Raw genomic sequence first — 20,776 nt, forward strand, 5'->3', positions numbered from 1 at the left:
GCTCGATTCCCCTGACCGCCACTTAAAGGGGGATCTTTCCATGTTCGCAGCTCAGCGCAACGGCCGGCCTGTGACCGCCGAGGAGTTGGTGCCGCTCGCCTTCGCGGGCTATGCGCATTTCACCGCCATGCAGGTGCGCGGCGGCCTGGTCCGCGGCCTCGACCTTCATCTTGAACGGCTGCGGAGCGCCTCGGTGGAGTTGTTCGGCCGGGCGCTGCCCGACGATCACGTGCGCTCCTATCTGCGGGCGGCACTGCGGGCCGGCCCGGCCGACGTCTCGCTGACGGCCACTGTGTATTCACCGGCGGGCGAGTTCACCGTGGCCGGGACCGAGGTGGAGCCCGAGGTGCTGGTCCGTACGGGGCCCGCCGCCTCCGGCCCGGCGGGCCCGCTGATGCTGGCGGCGGTCGAGCACGAACGCGTCCTGCCCGCCGTGAAGCACGTCGGCGAGGTGGCCAAGACGTACTTCCTGCGCCAGGCCGCCGGCCAGGGGTTCGACGACGCCGCCTTCGTCGACCGCCGCGGCCGGCTCAGCGAGGGCTCGATCTGGAACCTGGCCTTCTGGGACGGCACCGCCGTGGTGTGGCCCGTGGCCGGCATGCTGACCGGGACCACGATGGCCGTCGTCCGCCGGCAGCTCGACCGCCTCGGCGTCCCCCAGCGCGCCCAGGAGATCACCCTCGCCGGCCTGCCCGCCCTGGCCGGGGCCGTGGTCATGAACTCGTGGACGCCGGGCGTGCCCGTCCACCGGATCGGCTCCGTGCCCCTGCCGCAGGCGGAGCCCTTCGTACAGTTGCTGCACCGCGCCTATCAGGCCGAACCGCTGACCGCCCCCTGATCCCGGGGGATGTTCAGGACGTCGAGGAACGCGGCGGCGGCCGGTGAGGGGCGCGGGCGGGTCCAGATCAGGTGCTCCACCCGGGTGGGCGGATCGCGGAGCTCGACGACGTGCACGCCGGGGAGTTCGGGCACGAAGGCGGCGGGCATCATGGCGATGCCCAGGCCCAGCCGGACCAGCCGCGCCATGAGGTCGGCGTTCGTGATCTCGAAGGCGACCTCACGGCTGACGCCGGCGGCGGCGAACGCCTCGTCCGACTGGGCGCGTGCGGCCGTGCCGGCGGGGAAGTCGACGAACACCTCGTCCGCCAGCCGGCGCAGATCCACGCCGGCGGCGTCAGCCAGCGGGTGGCCGGGCGCCACCACCGCGACCAGCTCGCCCCGCGCCAGGACGAGCCCCCGGACGTCCTTCGGCCGCACGCTCGGCGGCAGCCCGAGGAACGCGATGTCCAGGGCGCCCTGCCGCACCTGTTCGGCCAGCTCGTCACTCGCCCCCACGCGCAGCGTGATCCGCACCTGCGGATGGCGCACGTGAAAGCTCTTCAGCGCGCTCGGCAGGTCGACCGCCGTGACGGTGGGGATGGCGCCGATGGCGAGCCGGCCGCGAAGCTCCCCGGAGGCCGCCGCCACCTCGGCGCGAGCCCGCTCGGCGGCGTCCAGGGCCTGCCGGGCGGCGGGCAGGAACGCCTCGCCGGCGGGAGTCAGCGTGACCCGGCGGCTGGTGCGCTCGAAGAGCCGGGCGCCCAGCTCTCGTTCCAGCCGGGCGATCTGGTGGCTCAGCGCGGACTGGACGACCCGGCAGCGCTCGGCGGCACGGGTGAAGTTCGCCGTCTCCGCCACCGCGACCACATAGCGCATCTGTTGTAGTTCCACGGATCAATCGTGGATCACGATCGCTGGCGTGACAAAGATGCGTTGGACTCATTGATCGTCCAGGTCCGACGCTAGAGGGCATGACGAACACGACTCCGCGCCGTACGGCGCACCACCAGGCGACCGAGGCGCCGGACGGCGGCCCGCCGCTGAGCCGCGGGCTGCTGCTCCTGATGGCCACGGCCACGGGGCTTTCGGTTGCGAACAACTACTTCGCCCAGCCGCTGCTGGACCTCCTCGGCCGGGAGCTGCGGCTGAGCACCACGATGGCCGGGCTGATCGTGACGGCCGCGCAGGTCGGCTACGGGCTGGGGCTGATCCTGCTCGTGCCGCTCGGCGACCTGGTGGAGCGCCGCAGGCTCGCCGTCGTGCTGTACGCGGCCACCGCGGCGTCCCTGCTGGTCTCGGCGACCGCGCCCAACGGAGCCCTGCTGCTGGCCGGCACCGTGCTCACCGCGTTCGCCTCGGTGGCGGCCCAGGTCGTGGTCCCGTACGCCGCCACGCTCGCGGCGCCGGGGCAGCGCGGCCGGGTGATCGGCACGGTGACGAGCGGGCTGATGCTGGGCGCGTTGTTGTCCCGTACGGTCTCGGGAGGGCTCGCCGAGCTCGGCGGCTGGCGGACGGTCTACTGGGTGAGCGCGGTCCTCGTCGCCGGGGTGACCGTGCTGCTGTGGCGCTTCCTGCCGCCTCTGCACACCCCGATCGGGCTGTCGTACCCGGCGCTGCTGCGCTCGACGATCGCGCTGTTCCGCCACGAGCCCGTGTTGCGGTGGCGGGCCGGCATCGCCGCCCTGTCGCTCGCCTCGTTCAACGTGCTGTGGACGGCGGTGACCTTCCTGCTGGCCGGCCCGCGGTACGGCTGGTCCGAGGCGGCCATCGGGCTGCTCGGGCTGGTGGGAGCGGTGGGCACGGTGGCGACGACGGTGGCCGGGCGGCTGGCCGACCGCGGCTACGTGCAGCGGGTCACCGCGATCGGCAGCGCCGCGCTGGCCGCGTCCTGGTTGCTGATCGGCGGGGGCGAGAGCTCGCTCTGGTGGCTCCTCGCCGGGGTGGTCGTCCTCAACGTGGCGCACCAGGCGGTGCTCAACAGCAACCAGAACGTCATCTACGCGCTGCGCCCGGAGATCCGGAATCGCCTCAACTCCGCGTTGATGACGGCCTTCTTCGCCGGCGGCGCCGCGGGCTCGGCGCTGGCCGCGGTGGCGTGGGTGCGCGGCGGCTGGACGGCGGTCAGCGTCCTGGGCGGCTTGCTGGGCTGCGGGATGTTCGTGCTGTGGGTGCTGGAACGCCGGGCGAGGGCCGGCGCGTGATGACACATGGGAAGGATCTCGCAGTGTCGAACGACAAGATTGTCCTGGTCACCGGCGCGACCGGCGGCCAGGGTGGCGCCGTTGCCCGCAGGCTGCTCCACGACGGTTGGGCTGTGCGCGCCCTCGTCCGCGACCCGGGCAGGCAGGGGGCCAAGGACCTCCAGGCGCTCGGCGCGGAACTGGTCACCGGCGACCTCGACGACCCGGGGTCGCTGCGCGCGGCGGCGCGGGGCGCGTACGGCGTCTTCAGCGTGCAGCCCGCCGACCTGGCCGACCCACGCCCGGAAGCCGAGGTGCGGCAGGGCAGGAACGTCGCGGACGCCGCCCGGGCCGCGGGCGTCGCGCACCTGGTCTACAGCTCCGTCGGGGCCGTCGGGCGCGAGTCGGGCGTCGCGCACTTCGAGACCAAGGCGGAGATCGAGGCGTACATCGAGGCCATCGGCGTGCCCGCGACGGTGCTGCGGCCGGTGTTCTTCATGGAGAACTGGACGTACATGGTGCCGGAGGCGGACAACGGTGAGCGGGTCGCCTCGATCGCGCTGGACGCGGACACCTCGCTGCAGATGATCGCGCTGGCCGACATCGGCCGGATCGCCGCGGACGCGTTCGGCAAGCCGGCCGAGTTCATCGGTAGGAAGATCGAGATCGCCGGCGACGAGCTGACCGTGCGGCGGATCGCCGAGGTGTTCACCAAGGTCGGCGGCGTCCCGACCCGTTTCGAGCGGCAGCCGATCGAGGAGCTGCGGGCCCAGGCCGAGGAGGTGGCGGACATGTTCGGCTGGTTCGACGAGAAGGGATACCAGGCCGACATCGCCGCGCTCCGCGCGCGGTACCCGGGCCTGCTGACCCTCGAGGCGTGGCTGAGCGACAACCGGTAAGAGGCGCTCAGTAGGTGGCGCGGCCGCCGCTGATGTCGTAGACGGCGCCGGTGGAGAAGCTGACCTTGTCGGAGGTGAGCCAGGCGATCAGTTCGGCGACCTCCTCGGGCCGGCCGATGCGGCCCATCGGGATGAGGCTGGTGATGTGGGCCAGCGCCTCGGGGCCGGTGGTGGCGTTCATCGGAGTGGCGATGACGGCCGGGGTGATGGCGTTGGCCAGCACGCCGCTGGTGGCCAGCTCCTTGCCGAGTGACTTGGTCAGCGCGATGACGGCGGCCTTCGAGGCGGAGTACGGCGCCATGTTCGGATTGCCGTCCTTGCCGGCCATGCTGGCGATGTTGACGATGCGTCCCCAGCCGCGCTCGCGCATGCCCGGGACGAAGGCGCGGCAGGTGTTGAAGGTGCCGTGCACGTTCACCTCGAAGGTGCGCCGCCAGCCGTCCAGCGGGATCTCCCACAAGGGGGCGTTGGGGCCGACGATCCCGGCGGAGTTGACCAGGATGTCGACCGGCCCCACCTCGACGGCGGCGGCCTGTACGGCGGCGGCGTCGCTGACGTCGAGGACGAGGTCGGCGCCGTCGGCGATGTCGACGGTGATGATCGAGACGCCGTCCTTCTCCAGACGGAGGGCGGCGGCCTTGCCCAGGCCGCTGACGCCTCCGGTGATGAGGGCGGTACGGGTCGTCGCCATAATCAACCAATCTTCCAATAATTGGAACAGGAATTTATTTTCTGGAAGTTGTTTGTGAGATTAGCCGATACTCACTTACCGGAGGAAGCTCCCATCGAGCAGAACTTCCACTTTTCGGAACAGTGGTCTAGCGTTCGGAACATGTTCGAGCTGATATCCGCGCACGGCGCCGAGCAACCCGTCCACCACGCCGACGTCAGCGCCCGGTGCCCGCAGACCGTGGGGGCCCGGTAGTGCGCGCGCTGGTCCTGACCGGCCCGGGCAAGGCCGAGGTCCAGGAGGTCGAGCCGCCCGTCGCCGCGCCCGGGCAGGTGATCGTGGACGTCGAGCGGGCCGGGGTGTGCGGCACCGACGTGGAGCTGTTCACCGGCGAGATGAGCTACCTGCACACCGGACGGTCGTGGTACCCGCTGCGCCCCGGCCACGAGTGGTGCGGTCGCGTCACCGGCGTGGGTGAAGGCGTGGACACCGGCTGGCTGGGCCGCCGCGTCACCGGTGACACCATGCTCGGCTGCGGGCACTGTGAGCGGTGCCGCGCCGGGCGCCACCACGTCTGCGCCGAGCTGTCGGAGATCGGCATCAGCCTCGGCCGCTCCGGAGCGCTGGCCGAGCGGCTCGCCGTACCGGCGACGGCGCTGCACGCGCTGCCGGACACCATGAACCTCACGCTGGGCGCGCTGGTCGAGCCCGGCGGCAACGCGCTGCGCGCCGTCCACGGCGCCGGCCTGCGGCCCGGCGAGCGGCTGCTGATCCTGGGCACGGGCACGATCGGCCTGCTGGCAGCGCTGTTCGCCCGCTCCCAGGGGATCGAGGTCCACCTGCTGGGCCGCGACCTCGAAGGGCTGCGGCTGGCCCGATCCCTGGGCTTCACGGGCACGTGGACCCGGCCGTCGCTGCCGGAGCTGCGGTGGGACGCCGTCATCGACGCCTCCAACGCGCCCGAGCTGCCCGCGCTCGCGCTCGACCTCGTCGAACCGGCCGGGCGCGTGGTCTACATCGGCCTGGCCGGCACCCCGAGCACCCTCGACAGCCGCGCGCTGCTCCTCAAGGACGTCACCGCCGTCGGCATCCTGGGCGGCTCGGCCGGCCTGGCCGGGACCATCGCCGCCTACGCCGACGGCTCGGTCGACGCCCGCCCGCTCGTGGCCGCCACGGTCGGCCTGGCCGAAACCGCCGACGTCCTGGCCGGCCGCCGCCCGGTCGGCGCCGGACCCGGCCCGAAGATCCACATCGATCCGCGACGATGAGGTCCTCCCGGAGAGCCCCCGGCGGACACAGAGGGAGATGCAGGCGCCCCCAACCTGAGTAGGGGCTACTCATGCGCGGGCGGGACCAGAAGCCGGACGATCCTCCGCAAGGCGAACTCTTCTGGAGGAAACGACCGTGAGCTTCAAACATGGAGCGAGAGCGTGGCGCCGGCGGCTCGCGTTCGGGGCGATCGGCGCGCTGCTCGCCGCATCGATCCCGGCCCTGACCACGCCCGCCGCGGCGGCGCCGGCCCCGAACCTCTCTCTGACCTTCTCCATCGACTATCTCTTTCAGATCGAGAACCCGGACGGCGGGGGCCTGAAAGACGGGGACTACTACCCGAAAGTCCAGATCGCCGACGGGCCTATCGAAGTGGGCCCGCGGATCGAGGACGACGAGTTCTCGCCCAAGGGCCTGCCCGAGGCGCCCAACGGCTGGGTTTTCACCAAGTCGGACCTGCCCGGCGACAAGCCGACCGTGGACATCACCGTCGCCATGTGGGACTGGGACGACGGCCTCAACACCAATGACGACAGGATGGACATCAGCCCTCAACCCCAGGACATCGAACTGAACCTCGTCTACGACTTCCGCTCCCGGTCCCTGTCGGGGGACGGCATCGTCTTCAACACGCCGTGCATCGATTCCACCGGCGGCTTCAAGGGCCAGAGCTGCGTCGAGGGCAACGGCGACCACGGCTTCCCCAAGGACAACGACGGCAGGAGGACCAGGCTCGGCATCACGGTCAGCACCGATCTTCCCGACACCGACCAGGACGGCATCCCGGATATCGTCGAACTCTCGGGGATACGCGACCGCAGCGGCGCGGTCCTCGCCGACCTGCCGGCGCTGGGCGCCGATCCGTGCCGTAAGACGATCATCCTGCAGGTCGACTACATGGCCGACGCCAGGCACTCCCACCGGCCCAAGGACGCGGCGATCACCCTGGTCAGGAACGCCTTCAAGAACGCTCCGGTCCGAGCGGCGAATCCGTGCCCGTACGGAGCACGCCCTGACGGGGTCGACTTCGTCTACATCCCGGGCGCGCAACTCGGCGAACAACCGGCCATCGGGCTGGTCAACGACACCGAGTTCGTCTCCGCTCGCAACGACCACCTCCGCCACGAGCTGTCCCTGTACGCGCACTATGCGATCTTCGCGCACGACCTCATCATCACCCGCGCGAACGGGAACTCGACCTCTCTGGGGACCTCAGGCGAGTGCTGCGAACCGCAGAGGGACAACAACAAGGACTTCCTCGTCACCCTCGGCTCGTGGCGGACCATATGCGTGGCGGACTTCGGCGTCGACTACGGCGGCGACGGCGTCCTCCAGACGAAGCCGGCGGGCGACGACAAGGTGGTCGGCACAGCGATCCAGGTGGGCGGCGACCGCACCTGCGACACCACCAGCGCGCATCGCACCGACCTGCAGGTGCTCGATATCGGAACGGGCAGGGCCGACGCCGAGGTCGGCACCGTGCAGGACCAGGCCGGCACCCTCATGCACGAGCTCGGGCACGCGCTCGGCCTGGCCCACGGCGGCGACACCAACAAGGACAACTTCAAGCCCAACTACCTCAGCGTCATGAACTACTTCTTCCAGTCGGGCATCCCCAACAGCCCGCCGCCCCTGCTCGTCGCGGACACGGGGACCTGGAAAACCGGGGCGACCCGCATCGGGTATTCGACCGGGAAGCTTCCCCCGCTGGTCGAGAGCTCACTCGTGGAGAGCAACGGGATAGGCGACGGCGCCGACTACACGTTCTGGACGACCGACAACCTCGCCCACCCGGGCAGCTCCGTCCGGCCCTGGCGAGCGGGGATAGGCAACGGACCGCTCAACTGGAACGACAGCGCCACCCCGGGCACCGGCGCCCCGATCATCGACTCGACCCCGGTGAGCGTGGACATCAACGGCATGGATGGCAAGACCACCCTCAAGGATCACGACGACTGGGCGGCCATCAGGTTCCGGGTCGGCGACTCACCCGACAGCACGGGGCAGGCCTGCAGCAGCTACCCGGTGAGCGCGCCATGCACCGGCACCGGCAGTGGTCCGGAGAGTGAGCTCGACTTCGCCACCGTGCTGCGGCAGGAGATCTCCTTCTTCAACCAGTACGACCCCGACGTCGCCACGACCAAGAGCGTCGACAAGCGCGACGCCGAACCCGGTGACACCCTCACGTACCAGGTGAAACTCGACAACGTCGGCACCGGCGCGGCGACGGCAATCGGCCTGACCGACACCCCGCCCGGCGGCGCGGCCCAGACGCGCCAGGTGCCCTACCTCGGCCCCGGAGTGTCCACGACCGAGACGTTCACCTACGCGATCCCCTGCGACACCGCCAACGGGACCGTCCTGACCAACACGGCCACGGCGACCGCCAAGGACACCGGCGGCGGAGCCGAGGCAAACACGGCCAACAACACCGCCAAGGCCGAGACCACCGCGCACGCCCCGAAGCTCACCCTGGCCAAGACCGCGCCGCGGACGGTCAACGCGGGCGAGGCCATGACGATCGACCTGAAGGTCACCAACACGGGCAGCGGCACCGCCACCGATGTGACCCTCACCGACACCCTCCCGGCCGAGGTCGCCTACAGCCGGGCGCTCGACCAGGGCACCGGGCCCAAGCCCTCGTCGGTGACCGCCAACCCGGACGGCACGACCACGCTCACCTGGTCGATCGGGTCGATCGAGGGCGGCGCGACCTCCGGTGTCCAGTTCACGGCCCGGCCCAGCCTGCTGTTCGTCGCCGGGGACGAGCTGCCCGACTCCGCCTCGGTCTCGTACCGGAACGGGAACGGGTGCGTCTACGAGCCGGTGACGGCGACGGCCTCGACCGGCGTCACCGAGGTGGCGCCCACCCGTAACCCGTGGCCGCAGCTGTCCTGGCAGCTGCACCCCGACCGGCAGAGCGCCGAACTGCTGGCCCGGATCCAGGCGACCGACTCCCGCTTCGACGGCGCCGACGGCTCGGCCCCGGACGGCGCCCTCACCCGGGCCGAGGTGAACGCCGTCTTCGCCCTCTCGATCAGTCAGCCGGATCTCCTGCGGGCCCAGCTGCTGACGACCTACCTCAACCTCGCCGACCGGCGGATCAACGCGGCGACGAAGATCTCCTCGCTGGTCGCCGCCGCGCTGGAGCTGAAGTCGGTGGGCCAGGCCGCCCGCCACGCCCAGGCCACGCTCCTGCTGCCGGACGACCTCGCAAACCTGCTCAAGTACACCAAGGCGACGACCGTACTGACCGAGATCAACCTCAACCTCAGCGAACGCTACTGAGCCGGGCGGCCCGCCGCGGCGACCCCGCGGCGGGCCAGGTCTCAGTCCCGGCCGCGCCACCAGGTGACCAGCACGCCGCCGGCCAGGACCACGGCCGCCACGACGCGGTAGCCGGCGCTCATCCCGTACGTGGCCATCACCGTGCCCATGACGGCGACCCCGACCGCGCTGCCGAGCTCGCGGGTGGCGCTGTTGAGCCCCGAGCCGAGTCCGGCCCGCTCGCGCGGCAGCGCCGCCATGATCTCGTGCGAGAGCACCGGCAGGCACACCCCCATGGCCGCCCCCATGACGACCAGGCCGACCGCGTACACCGGGTACGGCATGGCCGCGTCCGCGAACGACAGCAGCACCAGCCCCGCCACGATCCCCGCCAGCCCGGCCGGGACGGCCGGCCGCGCGGGGAGCCGACCCGACAGCCGCGACAGGACGATCATGGGGACGACGAGTGGCAGGATGGCGACTCCGGTGACCAGCGGCGAGAAGCCCTTGGCCTCCTGCAGGAAGCGGGCGTTGACGAAGAACATCGCGAACAGCCCGAAGAACGTCACCGCCACGCCCAGCGTCCCCGCCCGCAGCCGCGGCAGCGCGAACAGCCGGGGGTCGAGCAGCGGCCGCGGCGCGCGGAGCTGGTGCGCGACGAAGACGCAGAACAGCACGGCCGCCACGCCGAACGCCGACAGCACGAACCCGCTCCCCCATCCGTCCTCGGGCCCCTCGATGACCCCCGCCAGCAGCGCCACGGACGCGGCCGTGAGCAGCACTGCCCCCGGCAGGTCCAGCGGGGTCGACGCCAGGCGGGGCGCCCGCGGCACCAGCACGGCGACCAGCACGGCCAGCACCCCGGCCAGCAGCACCGGCACGCCGAACAGGGCCCGCCACGGCAGGTACTCCATGACCGCGCCGCCGCCCACGTTGCCGACCACCCCGGCGGCGCCGGTGGCGGCGGTCCACGCGGCGACGGCTTGCCCGCGTTCGGCGGCCGGGTAGACGCCGACCGTCAGGGCCAGGGAGGCGGGCATCACCAGGGCCGCGCCCGCGCCGCTGACCGCCCTGGCGGCGATCAGCGTGCCGACGTCCGGTGCGAGCGCGGCCAGCAGGCAGCCCGCCGCGAACACGCCCAGTCCCGCCAGCAGCACCCCCTTGCGGCCGAACCGGTCGCCGGCCGCTCCGGCCGGGATGAGCAGGCAGGCGAAGACGATGACGTACGCGTCCACGATCCAGAGGATCTGGGACTGAGACGGGCGCAGCTCGCTCGCGGCGAGCGTGGGGATGGCGAGGTTGACGGCGGCGACCAGGGCGACCGTGAGGATCACGGAGGCGGCCATCAGGGCCATGATCCGTGTCCGGGCGGGATGACCGGTTTCTAACGTCATTGCGGGCATGCGAAACCCCCGGATTGTGGAGATGGGTGATGAGTCGAGCGGAGGCCTCCCGCGGAATTCACCGTAAACTCGGTCCTGACTTGACCTCAAATGCATCTTTTTCAGGTGATATATGCGTCAGACGCAACCCAGCCTGGACCTGCTGATCGCGCTGGACGTCCTGCTGGAGGAGGGCAGCGTCTCGGCCGCCGCGCACCGGCTGCACCTGTCGGAGCCGGCCATGAGCCGGACGCTCGGCCGCATCCGCAAGGCGATGGGCGATCCCGTGCTCGTGCGCTCGGGGCGGCAGATGGTGCCCACTCCGCGGGCGCTGGCCGTGCAGGGCGAGGTACGGGCGCTGGTCGAGGCGGCCAGGAAGGTGTTCACGCCGCCGGGGCGGCTGGACCCGGCCACACTCGTACGGCGCTTCACGATCCTGGCCTCGGACGCGGTGATCACGGCCATGAGCGTGGCGCTGCTGACAGAGGCGGCCGCATCTGCCCCCGGGGTGCGCTTCCACTTCATCCCCGAGGGGTACGGCGACGCGCAGGCGCTGCGTGACGGGAGCGCGGACCTGGAGGTGACCGTGATCTCGGACCCGGCGCCGGAGACGCGGGTCGAGCCGATCATGGCGGACCGGGCGGTGGGCGTCGTCCGTCCCGGGCACCCGCTGCTCGACGGGCCGGTCACGGCGGAGCGGCTGGCGGCGGCCGAGCACGTGATCGCCACCCGGCGGGGCCGCGACGAGGGCCCGGTGGACGAGATCCTGGCCGGCATGGGGCTGACGCGCCGGATCGCGGGCTCGGTGCCGACGTTCGAGGCGTCGCTGCTGGTGGTGCGGCGGTCCGACCTGGTCGGGATGACGCCGGAGCGGCTGACCCGGCCGCTGGTGGAGGCTTTGGGGCTGGCGACGTTCCCGATCCCGTTCGCGTTGCCGGAGATGACGCTGTCTCAGGCGTGGCATCCCCGCTACGACGTGGACCCCGCGCACGTGTGGCTGCGCGAGCTCGTACGCGAGATCCTCAGCCGGCACGGCTGATAAGTGCTCAATTGATGAGCACTTTGACTGGGAGCATGGACTCCATGATGATCCTCGCGGACGCCGCCGCATGGCGAAGCTGGCTGGACGGCCACCACGACTCCATGACCGAGGCCTGGCTCGTGCTGGCCAAGAAGGGCACGGACGACCCCACCAGCCTCACCTACGAGCAGGCCCTGCAGGAGGCGCTGTGCTACGGGTGGATCGACGGCCTGGCCCGCCGCCGCGACGAGTCCACCTACTGCCAGCGCTTCAGCCCGCGCCGGAGGCGTAGCCCCTGGTCGCAGCGGAACATCGCACGGGTCGAGCGGCTGCGGCGCGAGGGCCGCATGCACCGGGCCGGCCTCGCGGCGTTCGAGCGCGCCGAGGCCGGCGGCCGCTTCCCGACCCCGCTCGACGGCTGACGGCCACCGCCCCGGGGCGGTGGCCGGCGATCCGGTTCAGGCGACCTTGGAAGAGCTCGCCGTCCAGGTGTTACAGGCGCCCGGCTTGCCGGACTTGTAGCCCTTCTCGAGCCAGGCGAGCCGGTTGGCGGTCTTGCCCTGGAACCGGTTCTTCCAGAACGTCGGGACCTTGGCGACGGGCTTCCAGTCCTTGACCTGCCGCCCCACGGCCTTCGCCGACACGCCCACGAAGCAGTCGATCTGCAGGTAGTAGCGGCGGTTCTGCTCGTTCATGATGGCTTCGTCCGCATCGTTCTCGAGCCCCCACCAGGCCTTCCCGATGCCGGTCTGCCCGGTCACGACCCCGCCCCATGTCCTGGTGATGGACGTGAACACCGCGAGGTCGTTCTTGGCCTTGATCCAGTCGTCGGCCAGCCGGACCTGGATGGTCGTGGCGCAGATCTCGGAGAACGAGCCGGAGACGTCCATGCCGGTGGAGCAGGACTCCTTGTCGTCCGCGGCCTTGAACTCCACCTTCACCGGGGTGAAGTCCTTGATGGCCGGCTTCCAGGCCGTGTTCAGGCAGGCGACGAGCTTGGTGACGTACTTCTTGGTCGACGCGGCGCTCGTGCCCTTGTCCAGCTTGCAGGCGGCCTTGGGCAGCGCGGCCGCCTTGTAGAGATCGTTGTGGGTGAGCTCGGGAGCGCCCTTGACCGGCGCGGCGAGCGCCGTACCGGAGAACAGCGCCAGGCCGGCGGCCGTCCCGGCTAATAGACGGATGATCATAAATGTGGATATTAGGGGGTGAGATCATCGAGGGTCTCCGCTTTGACGAAGGGCGCGCTTGATGAGCGAAGTCACCCCCCAACTGGTGGTGGACGGTGCCGTGCCACGGCCGACGGGAGCTCGGCGCCCAGGAAGCTGACCGCCGGCACGGCGAAGGACTTCCTCCCGCGCTGGGCCCCGGACTCGGCCTCGCTCTTCTTCGTATCGGACCGGATCCGGCGCGGCACCACCCAGCTGCACCGGATCCCGCTCGACAGTGGTGACACCGAGACCCTGACCGCCTGGGAGGGCGGGATCTCCGGCTACCTCCCGCTCGCCTGCGGCCGGCTGGTCGCGGTGGTGGTCACGGACCGCCCGGTCGGCGAGGGCGTCATGGTGTGGGGAGAGCGGGTGCCGTACGGGCGGTTACGGCTGCTCGACCTGGACACCGGCACCCTCGAGGCGGGGCTCGGCGGCAGCTGCGGCGGTTCGGGGTCGAGCACCAGTTCGTCGTCTATCCGGGGGAAGGTCACTCCATCCAAGACCGCGACCACCAGCTCGACCTGCTCAGGCGCACCCGCGCGTGGTTCGACCGATGGCTCGCCGGCTGAACCAGGCGGCGATCATGCACCCGGTGGTGGGGCGGTGCTGCCGCGGACGGCGAGCTCCGGTGTCGGAGCCTGGACCGCGCGGGGCTCCGGGCGTTCGGCCATCGTGTGGAGCAGCTCGGTCGCCGTCAGCATGCCCAGCGCGTACGTGTCGCGGGTCAGGGCGGTGATCGGGGGATGCGGCAGATGGGTGAGGATGGAGTCGTCGAAGGACACGATGGACACCTCGCCGGGGACCGGCACCGCCATCTCGGTGGCCACGCCGAGCCCCGCGGCGGCCATGACGTCGCTGTCGTAGATGATCGCCGTGCACCGCGGGCTCGCTTCCAGGAGGCGGCGGGTGGCCGAGGCGCCCTGGGTGTCGGAGTAGTCGGTGGCCACGCTGGCGATGTCGATGCCGAGTGCCTCGCGGGCGTCACCGATGGCCTGGAGGCGGCGGCGCGTGTGCTGGTAGGACGGTATGCCGCTGACGTGGCCGATGAACCGGTGGCCGAGCGCGGCGAGATATTCGAGGATGCGGGTCATCGCCGCGTGGTCGTCGACCCAGACGCTGGTCAGCGGCAGCGGCGCCCCGTGGCCGCCCAGGATGACGGCGGGGACGCGCAGGTCGGCGACGAGCCGGGGCCGGACGTCGTCGACCGTGAGGTCGAGCAGCACGAGCCCGTCGACCCGGTTCTCGGCGGCCCAGCGGCGGTAGACCGCCACCTCCGCCTCGGTGTCCTCGACGATGAGGAGCTGGGTGGCGATCCCCTCGTTGGACAGGCGCGACTGCAGGCCGGACAGGAAATGGGCGAAGAACGGCTCGACGCCCAGCGTGCGGGCCGGACGGGCGATGACAATGCCGGCCACGTCGTTGTTGGCCCCCTTGAGGGCGCGTGCGGCCCGGTGCGGGCGCCAGTTGAGCTCCTCGGCGACCTCGAGGATGCGCTTGCGCGTGGCGTCGCTGATGCCGGGGCGGGCGTTGAACGCCAGCGACACCGCCGACACCGACACCCCGGCCAGCCGCGCGATGTCGGTGCTCCTCAGCCGGGCCGGTGCCGTGCCCGCCAAGGGGGGCTCCGTCGAGGCAGGTCCCGTTGAGTCAGGCCCCGGCGAGGCGCCGGCGGAGTCCTGGGGCGGAACCTGGTCGTTCGGCGGCATCGCTCCTCCAGCAGGGATTCTACCGAGTGGGTTGTCCGGACAAGTATCTTGATCATCGCGGCGAGCCCAGTGGAGGACCGCCGTCGTTATGCAAACTTGATGAGCTCCCCGGGTGACTGCAGGACCTAAAACGTATTAGTCTGCGGTCGCCTGCAGATCATAACGCACTAAAACGTATTAGGCCGATTGTAATATCTCCGCTACGGAGAGGTACGACATGCACAACCATCTCAGCCGCACTCTAGAGAGGCTCGCCCGCGTGCGGCGGGAACGGATCCAGCCCCGGCTGCACACCCGCCTGGCAGGCGTCGAGGTCGAGGCCTGGACGGTCCCGGACGACGGCGAGCCGGTGCGCGCCCGCCATGCCCTCGGGCTCGAACCCGAGGCCGGCCGGACCGCCCCCGACTACCGCCCCTTCCCCCTGGGCGCCGCCTGGGGCGAGGCCTGGTCCACGACCTGGTTCCGGATCCGGGGCACGGTCGACCCGGGGCAGGCCGGGCCGATCGACCTGGTGCTGGACCTGGGCTGGTTCGACCACTCCGTGGGCGGTCACTGCGAGGGCCTGGTCTTCACCTCTGACGGGACGATCGTCAAGGGCCTGCACCCTCGCCAGTACGACATCCGGCTACGCGGCCACGGACGCGACCTGGTCGACGCCGACGGCTCGTTCGTGCTCTATGTCGAGGCGGCGGCCAACCCCCTGCTGCTCGGCCTGCCGCCCTTCGTCGTCACCGAGCACGGCGAGAAGGGGGCGGAGGAGCCGTTCGAGCAGTTCAGGCTGCGCCGTGCGGAGATCGCCGCGTTCTCGCCCGAGATCCACGCCCTGTGCTGCGACCTGGACGTGGCCGGCGGCCTGGCCGCCGAGCTGAGCACGGACGAGCCGCGTCACTGGCGGCTGCTGCGCGCGATCGAGGAGGCCCTGGACGTCTACGACGAGGCGGACGCCGAGGCCGGCGCCAGGCGCGCGCGGGCGATCCTCGCCCCCGTCCTGGCCACGCCCGCGCACGCCAGCGCCCACCGGATCACGGCCGTCGGGCACGCGCACATGGACACGGCGTGGCTGTGGCCGCTGCGCGAGACGGTCCGCAAGCTCGCCCGTACGGTCTCCAACGCCCTCGCCCTCCTCGACGCCGACCCCGACCTGGTGTACACGATGTCGGCGGCCCAGCACTTCAGCTGGCTCGAAGAGCACTATCCGGAGCTGTTCGCGCGGGTGCGGCGCTACGTCGAGCAGGGCCGGTTCGTACCCGTCGGGGGCATGTGGGTGGAGGCGGACGGCGTCATCCCCACCGGCGAGTCGATGGTGCGCCAGCTGACCTACGGCAAGAGATACTTCCTCAGCCGCTTCGGCCGCGAACCCCGTGAGATGTGGCTGCCCGACTCCTTCGGCTACTCGGGCGCCCTGCCGCAGCTGGCCCGCAGGGCCGGGTCCCGCTGGTTCCTGACGCAGAAGATCTCCTGGAACGACACCACGGTCTTCCCGCACCACTCCTTCTGGTGGGAGGGCATCGACGGCACCCGCGTCTTCACCCACTTCCCGCCCGCGGAGACATACGCCGCCGAGGTGACCGCCCGCGAGCTCCATCACGCGGTCGCCACGTTCAAGGACAAGGCGATCGCCTCCCATTCGCTGCTCCCCTACGGCTACGGCGACGGAGGCGGCGGTCCCACCCGGGAGATGGCCGAGCGGCTGCGCCGCTTCGCCGACCTGGAGGGGGCGCCACGCGTGATCTCCAGGACCCCGGCGGAGTTCTTCGAGGAGGCCGAGTCCGAGCTGCGGGAGGCGGGGCCGCTGGAGCCGGTCTACCGGGGCGAGCTCTACCTGGAGCTGCATCGGGGCACCCTGACCTCGCAGGCGGCCATGAAGCGGCACAACCGGCGCTGCGAGTCGCTGCTGCGGGCGGCCGAATATCTCAGCACGGCGGCGAGCGCGCTGCGCGGCGCGCCGTATCCGCGTGAAGAGCTCGACGAGATCTGGCGCACCGCGCTGCTGCACCAGTTCCACGACATCCTCCCGGGTACGTCGATCAGCTGGGTGCACCGCGAGGCCCGCGACACTTACCAGGCGCTCGAGGAGCGCCTGCACGATCTGATCAAGCGGGCCGGCGCGGCGCTGGGCGGCGAGCAGGCCGAGGGCGGGCTGCCCCCGTTCACCACGCCGGCGCGGCCGGGTGCGGCCCCGGTCGTGGTCGGCGTCGAGGTCACCGACGGCGAGGCCGGCGCCACCGTGCTGGACGACGGCCTGCTGCGGGTCGTGGTGGACGGCGGCGGCCACGTCGTCTCGCTCCGCGACCTGCGCAGCGGCCGGGAGGTCGTCCCGCCCGGCCGGCGTCTCAACGAGCTGCAGCTCTTCCGCGACGAGCCGGTGCGCTGGGACGCCTGGGACGTGGACCGCCACGTGCTGCGCCACCCCCAGGCACTCGACGACGTCACCAGCAGCAGGGTGGTCCGCAGCGGGCCCGACGCCGGCGTGGAGGTGGTCCGGCGGGCCGGCGCGTCCACGATCACGCTGACCATGTGGCTGCGGGCCGGCACCGGGCGGTTCGAGACCGAGTGCGCCGTGGACTGGCAGGAGCGCGAACGCCTGCTCAAGGTCGCCGTCCCGGTGCGGGTCCTGGCCCGGACCGCGCGCTTCGAGACCCAGTACGGCTACGTCGAACGCCCGCTGCTCGCGAACACCGCCACCGAGGAGGCGATGTTCGAGGCCGCGATGCACCGCTACGTGCACGTGGACGACGGCGACTTCGGCCTCGCGATCGTCAACGACACGATGTACGGGGCCGACGCCCGCGCCGACGGCGACTCCACCGTCGTCCGGCTCTCGCTGCTGCGGGGCGCGCGCTTCCCCGACCCCCGCGCCGACCTCGGCACGCACACCTTCCGCTGGGCGGTGCTGCCCGGCGCGGACGTGCCGGCCGCGGTCGAGGCCGCGTACGCGTTCAACGCGCCCGACCTCGCCGGGCTGCCTGCGCCGCTGGTCCAGTTGGAGCTCCTCACCGGCCACGCGCTCGTCGACTGGGTGAAGCAGGCCGACGACGGCTCCGGCGACCTGGTCGTACGCGTGTACGAGACGCGGGGAGCACGGGCGAGCGCCCGGCTGCGCTGCCACGAGGAGCTGGGCGCCGGGGCCGTCGTGTGGGAGACCGACCTGCTCGAACGGGAGATCGGCGGCGACGACGACCTGCCCCTGGCCCTGGCCGAAGGACGCCGCCCCGTGAACGAGGCCCGTCTGGAACTCGGCCCCTTCCAGGTGGCGACCCTGCGGATCGCCACTCATGCATCACTCAAGGAGGACGTCCAATGAGAACATGGACCTGCGTCGCGGCCCTCGCCCTGGGATCGCTGCTGCTGTCCGGGTGCGGTGACGGCACGACGCCGCAGGCCTCGGGCGGGGCGCTGTCGGGATCGATCAAGTTCCAGACGTGGAACCTGAAGAACGAGAAGTTCACGCCCTACTTCACCGAGCTGATCGCGGCCTTCGAGAAGGAGCACCCGGGCACCAAGATCGCCTGGGTGGACCAGCCCGCCGAGGGCTACCAGGACAAGCTGTCGGCCGACGCCGCGGCGGGGGCGCTGCCCGACGTCGTGGACATGGGCCCCGAGGCCGCCTACACGCTGGCCCAGGCGGGGGTCCTGCTCGACCTCAACAAGGCCGATCCCCAGGCCAAGGGCCAGTACCTGGACAAGGCGTGGCAGGCGATGACGTTCGGCGGGCTCGGCGGCGGGACCTACGGCTACCCGTGGTACCTGAACACCGGGCCGTCGTTCTTCAACACCGCGCTGTTCAAGAAGTGCGGTCTCGACCCGGCCAAGCTGCCCGCCACCTACGACGAGCTGTTCAACCAGGCCGAGACCATGGCCAAGAACTGCTCGGACGTGTCGATGATCGCCCGGATGCCCGTCATCGAGATGTTCGGCGAGTACGGCGTGCCCCTCATGGACGCCACGGGCAAGAAGTTCACCTACAACGACGCCAAGGGCGCGGAGTTCGTCGAGCGGTTCAGGAAGCTGTTCGCCAGCAAGGGCCTGACCCAGGAGGCGCTGAACAACCTCCAGACCAAGGAGGTCGAGGAGTTCAAGGCCGGCCGGCTGGCGTACCTGTCGGGCAGCTCCTACACCCTCAACGACCTGAAGGACACCGCGCCCGACATCTACAAGACGCTCGGGATCGGGCCGCGGATCAGCAACGCCGCCCCCAACATGTTCATCGAGTCGCTCGTCGTGAACGCCGCCGGCAAGAACCAGCCGCTGGCCACGGCCTTCGCCAAGTACGTCACCAACGCCGCCAACCAGCTCGCCTTCGCCAAGAAGGCCTCGGTGTTCCCCTCGTCGGCCGGGTCGATGGACGACGAGTACTTCACCCAGGACGACGGCGACCCCGCCACGAAGGTGCGTCTGGAGAGCGCCGCCCAGGTCAAGAAGGCGGTCGTGTGGTGGCCTCCGGCGTTCTCCGGCTCGGCCGACGCCGACACGCTGCGCGAGCAGATCGCCCAGGCGCTGCTCGGCAAGAAGACGGTGCAGCAGGCGCTGGACGAGTCGGTCAAGTACTCCAACGAGCGGCTGGCCACGCACGGATGACCCGCTCCGCCACGCACGACGAGGTCAGCGCGCCGGCGACCCATCGCTGGCGCCTGACCCCGTGGCTGTTCCTGCTGCCGGCACTGGCCGTCATCGTGGTCCTGGTCCTCGTCCCGTTCCTCAACACGCTGCGGCTGGCGTTCACGGACTCCACCCTCCTCAGGACCGGGGAGTTCACCGGGTGGGACAACTTCCGGCGGATGTTCACCGATGAGCGCTTCGGCACCGCCCTGCTCAACTCCACGCTCTACACGGTGTGCGTGGTGCCGCTCATGGTGGCGCTGCCACTCGTGCTCGCCACGCTGCTGAGCGGCGCCGGGCGGCTGATGGGGTTCTTCCGCACCACGATGTACCTGCCGGTGATCATGTCGCCGGTCATCATCGGGCTGATCTGGACGAACATGCTCGACAAGCGCGGCCTGGTGAACGAGCTGCTGGGCACGCTCAAAGCGGTCACCGCGCCGGTCCCCTTCCTCACCGACCGGTGGCTGCTGCTGTTCAGCGCGATGTTCGTCACCGTGTGGATGGGCCTGGGCTATTACATGGTCATCTACCTGGCCGCGCTGGCGAACATCGACCAGAGCCTGTACGACGCGGCGGCGATGGACGGCGCGGGCCTGGTGCGTACCTTCCTCAGCGTCACCGTCCCAGGGGTGCGCTCCACGATGGGGCTCATCGGAGTGCTGTCCTCGGTGGCGGCCTTCCGGGTGTTCGGCGAGATCTACGTCCTCACGGACGGAACCGGCGGGGTGGGCGGCGGCGATCTCACGATGACCATGCTCATCCAGCGCGAGGGCACCGGCCTGCAGGCGCGCACCGGATACGCGGGCGCGATCAGCCTGGTCATGTTCGTCATCCTCGGCGGGCTGCTGGTCGCGCAGCTCGTCCTGCAACGCAAACAGAGGTCCTCCTGATGTCCGGTCCGTCCGCGCGACGACGACGCCGCCGCCGCAGAAACGTCTCGCCAGGTATGGCCGTGCGCTACCTGATCCTCCTGCTGATGGCCGTGCTGCTGGCGGGCCCGCTGCTGTGGCAGGTCTCGCTGTCGCTCAAGGGCGCCGGCGACGCGCTCTACACGCGCCCGCCCGAGCTGCTTCCCGGCCATCCCACGCTGGGGAACTTCGCGACGGTGCTCGACCGCGTCCCGGTGCCGCACTACCTGCTCAACTCCCTGATCGTGGCCGCCATGGCCGTCACCGGCAACGTGGTGGGCGCCACCAGCGCCGGGTACGCGCTGGGCAAGCTGCGCTTCCGCGGGCGGGGGGTGGCGGCCGGCATCTGCGTCGCGGCCCTGCTCGTCCCGGCCGAGACCGTGCTGATCTCCCAGTTCCTGCTGGTCAGGTCGGCCGGGCTGGCCAACACCCTGCTGGGGGTCGTCCTGCCGACGATCGTGGCCGCCCTGAACGTCCTGCTCATGCGCAACGCGTTCCGCAACTTGCCCGCCGAGTTCGAGGAGGCGGCCATCGTCGACGGCGCCAACGCCTGGCAGCGGTTCATCCGCGTCTCCGTCCCCCAGGTCAAGGGCGTCATCACGGTCGTTGCGATCTTCGGTTTCGTCGGCTCGTGGAACGACTTCCTGTGGCCCCTCATCGTGCTGTCCGACGAGGACAACTACACCCTCACCGTCGGGCTGAACCGCCTGCGCGGCACCTTCTACGACGATCCGCGCCTCATCGCGGCCGGCACGATCATCGCCCTGGTTCCCATCGTCACGTTCTTCGCCATCTTGCAGCGCTACTTCTTCCGCGGGCTCGAAGCGGGAGGCTTGAAAGGTTGA

The 20,776-nt window shown here is 71.0% G+C and carries 18 protein-coding genes; 12 read left to right on the forward strand and 6 right to left on the reverse strand.

What is annotated here, in order from left to right; all coding sequences use genetic code 11:
* The first annotated feature begins 40 nt into the window (after nt 1-40).
* Nucleotides 41-838, forward strand: a complete 798-nt coding sequence (locus ACIBI9_RS39340) for an aminotransferase class IV family protein (protein ID WP_397230063.1) — start codon at nt 41-43, stop codon at nt 836-838.
* Here the strand turns inward: ACIBI9_RS39340 and ACIBI9_RS39345 are convergent.
* Nucleotides 811-1,710 (reverse strand): LysR family transcriptional regulator, encoded by a 900-nt coding sequence (locus ACIBI9_RS39345; protein WP_397230065.1) that lies wholly within the window; start codon nt 1,708-1,710, stop codon nt 811-813. The two genes, ACIBI9_RS39340 and ACIBI9_RS39345, sit on opposite strands and share 28 nt — an antisense overlap.
* Nucleotides 1,711-1,790: 80 nt before the next feature.
* Between ACIBI9_RS39345 and ACIBI9_RS39350 the strand changes: the two genes are divergently transcribed.
* Nucleotides 1,791-3,020 (forward strand): MFS transporter, encoded by a 1,230-nt coding sequence (locus tag ACIBI9_RS39350; protein ID WP_397230067.1) that lies wholly within the window; start codon nt 1,791-1,793, stop codon nt 3,018-3,020.
* 23 nt (nt 3,021-3,043) lie between these two features.
* Complete coding sequence (locus ACIBI9_RS39355) at nt 3,044-3,898, forward strand: NmrA/HSCARG family protein (RefSeq protein WP_397230069.1); 855 nt, start codon at nt 3,044-3,046, stop codon at nt 3,896-3,898.
* Nucleotides 3,899-3,905: 7 nt separating this feature from the next.
* Here the strand turns inward: ACIBI9_RS39355 and ACIBI9_RS39360 are convergent, their stop codons facing one another.
* The gene (locus ACIBI9_RS39360) at nt 3,906-4,589 is read right to left on the reverse strand and encodes an SDR family NAD(P)-dependent oxidoreductase (RefSeq protein ID WP_397230071.1); all 684 of its coding nucleotides are present in this window, start codon (nt 4,587-4,589) and stop codon (nt 3,906-3,908) included.
* Between the two features lie 233 nt (nt 4,590-4,822).
* Here ACIBI9_RS39360 and ACIBI9_RS39365 point away from each other — a divergent pair, with 233 nt between their 5' ends.
* Nucleotides 4,823-5,836 (forward strand): zinc-binding dehydrogenase, encoded by a 1,014-nt coding sequence (locus ACIBI9_RS39365; protein ID WP_397230073.1) that lies wholly within the window; start codon nt 4,823-4,825, stop codon nt 5,834-5,836.
* Nucleotides 5,837-5,972: 136 nt separating this feature from the next.
* Nucleotides 5,973-9,125, forward strand: coding sequence for a CARDB domain-containing protein (locus ACIBI9_RS39370; RefSeq protein WP_397230075.1), 3,153 nt, complete (start codon nt 5,973-5,975; stop codon nt 9,123-9,125).
* Nucleotides 9,126-9,166: 41 nt separating this feature from the next.
* Here ACIBI9_RS39370 and ACIBI9_RS39375 read toward each other — a convergent pair whose 3' ends face one another.
* Nucleotides 9,167-10,450, reverse strand: coding sequence for an MFS transporter (locus ACIBI9_RS39375; protein WP_397230077.1), 1,284 nt, complete (start codon nt 10,448-10,450; stop codon nt 9,167-9,169).
* Between the two features lie 169 nt (nt 10,451-10,619).
* Between ACIBI9_RS39375 and ACIBI9_RS39380 the strand changes: the two genes are divergently transcribed.
* On the forward strand, nt 10,620-11,525 hold the full coding sequence (locus tag ACIBI9_RS39380) for a LysR family transcriptional regulator (protein WP_397230079.1): 906 nt from the start codon (nt 10,620-10,622) through the stop codon (nt 11,523-11,525).
* A 44-nt stretch (nt 11,526-11,569) separates the two neighbouring features.
* Nucleotides 11,570-11,929: a YdeI family protein gene (locus ACIBI9_RS39385; protein ID WP_397230081.1), complete on the forward strand. Its 360-nt coding sequence runs from the start codon at nt 11,570-11,572 to the stop codon at nt 11,927-11,929.
* Nucleotides 11,930-11,965: 36 nt separating this feature from the next.
* Here the strand turns inward: ACIBI9_RS39385 and ACIBI9_RS39390 are convergent, their stop codons facing one another.
* A complete protein-coding gene (locus ACIBI9_RS39390; protein ID WP_397230083.1) occupies nt 11,966-12,694 on the reverse strand; it encodes a hypothetical protein in 729 nt (242 codons plus the stop codon).
* A gap of 302 nt (nt 12,695-12,996) precedes the next feature.
* A complete protein-coding gene (locus tag ACIBI9_RS39395; protein ID WP_397230280.1) occupies nt 12,997-13,215 on the reverse strand; it encodes a hypothetical protein in 219 nt (72 codons plus the stop codon).
* Here ACIBI9_RS39395 and ACIBI9_RS39400 point away from each other — a divergent pair.
* Nucleotides 13,153-13,284: a prolyl oligopeptidase family serine peptidase gene (locus ACIBI9_RS39400; RefSeq protein ID WP_397230271.1), complete on the forward strand. Its 132-nt coding sequence runs from the start codon at nt 13,153-13,155 to the stop codon at nt 13,282-13,284. The two genes, ACIBI9_RS39395 and ACIBI9_RS39400, sit on opposite strands and share 63 nt — an antisense overlap.
* 12 nt (nt 13,285-13,296) lie before the next feature.
* Here ACIBI9_RS39400 and ACIBI9_RS39405 read toward each other — a convergent pair whose 3' ends face one another.
* On the reverse strand, nt 13,297-14,331 hold the full coding sequence (locus ACIBI9_RS39405; protein WP_397230085.1) for a LacI family DNA-binding transcriptional regulator: 1,035 nt from the start codon (nt 14,329-14,331) through the stop codon (nt 13,297-13,299).
* A 349-nt stretch (nt 14,332-14,680) separates the two neighbouring features.
* Between ACIBI9_RS39405 and ACIBI9_RS39410 the strand changes: the two genes are divergently transcribed.
* Genes ACIBI9_RS39410 through ACIBI9_RS39425 form a run of 4 tightly spaced genes read left to right on the forward strand, consistent with a single transcriptional unit; the run spans nt 14,681 to nt 20,776 of the window.
* A complete protein-coding gene (locus ACIBI9_RS39410; RefSeq protein WP_397230087.1) occupies nt 14,681-17,725 on the forward strand; it encodes an alpha-mannosidase in 3,045 nt (1,014 codons plus the stop codon).
* Nucleotides 17,722-18,999: an extracellular solute-binding protein gene (locus ACIBI9_RS39415; RefSeq protein WP_397230089.1), complete on the forward strand. Its 1,278-nt coding sequence runs from the start codon at nt 17,722-17,724 to the stop codon at nt 18,997-18,999. The genes ACIBI9_RS39410 and ACIBI9_RS39415 overlap by 4 nt, the downstream gene beginning before the upstream one ends.
* Nucleotides 18,996-19,913: a carbohydrate ABC transporter permease gene (locus tag ACIBI9_RS39420; RefSeq protein ID WP_397230091.1), complete on the forward strand. Its 918-nt coding sequence runs from the start codon at nt 18,996-18,998 to the stop codon at nt 19,911-19,913. The genes ACIBI9_RS39415 and ACIBI9_RS39420 overlap by 4 nt, the downstream gene beginning before the upstream one ends.
* Before the next feature lie 56 nt (nt 19,914-19,969).
* A complete protein-coding gene (locus ACIBI9_RS39425) occupies nt 19,970-20,776 on the forward strand; it encodes a carbohydrate ABC transporter permease (protein WP_397230093.1) in 807 nt (268 codons plus the stop codon).

Source organism: Nonomuraea sp. NPDC050451 (assembly GCF_044458585.1).

Bases quoted from the DNA above. Each gene is read 5' to 3' on its own strand.
- ACIBI9_RS39340 (WP_397230063.1), top strand. From the start codon at position 41: ATGTTCGCAGCTCAGCGCAACGGCCGGCCTGTGACCGCCGAGGAGTTG.
- ACIBI9_RS39350 (WP_397230067.1), top strand. From the start codon at position 1,791: ATGACGAACACGACTCCGCGCCGTACGGCGCACCACCAGGCGACCGAG.
- ACIBI9_RS39360 (WP_397230071.1), bottom strand. From the start codon at position 4,589: ATGGCGACGACCCGTACCGCCCTCATCACCGGAGGCGTCAGCGGCCTG.
- ACIBI9_RS39375 (WP_397230077.1), bottom strand. From the start codon at position 10,450: ATGGCCGCCTCCGTGATCCTCACGGTCGCCCTGGTCGCCGCCGTCAAC.
- ACIBI9_RS39380 (WP_397230079.1), top strand. From the start codon at position 10,620: ATGCGTCAGACGCAACCCAGCCTGGACCTGCTGATCGCGCTGGACGTC.
- ACIBI9_RS39385 (WP_397230081.1), top strand. From the start codon at position 11,570: ATGATGATCCTCGCGGACGCCGCCGCATGGCGAAGCTGGCTGGACGGC.
- ACIBI9_RS39390 (WP_397230083.1), bottom strand. From the start codon at position 12,694: ATGATCATCCGTCTATTAGCCGGGACGGCCGCCGGCCTGGCGCTGTTC.
- ACIBI9_RS39415 (WP_397230089.1), top strand. From the start codon at position 17,722: ATGAGAACATGGACCTGCGTCGCGGCCCTCGCCCTGGGATCGCTGCTG.
- ACIBI9_RS39420 (WP_397230091.1), top strand. From the start codon at position 18,996: ATGACCCGCTCCGCCACGCACGACGAGGTCAGCGCGCCGGCGACCCAT.
- ACIBI9_RS39425 (WP_397230093.1), top strand. From the start codon at position 19,970: ATGGCCGTGCGCTACCTGATCCTCCTGCTGATGGCCGTGCTGCTGGCG.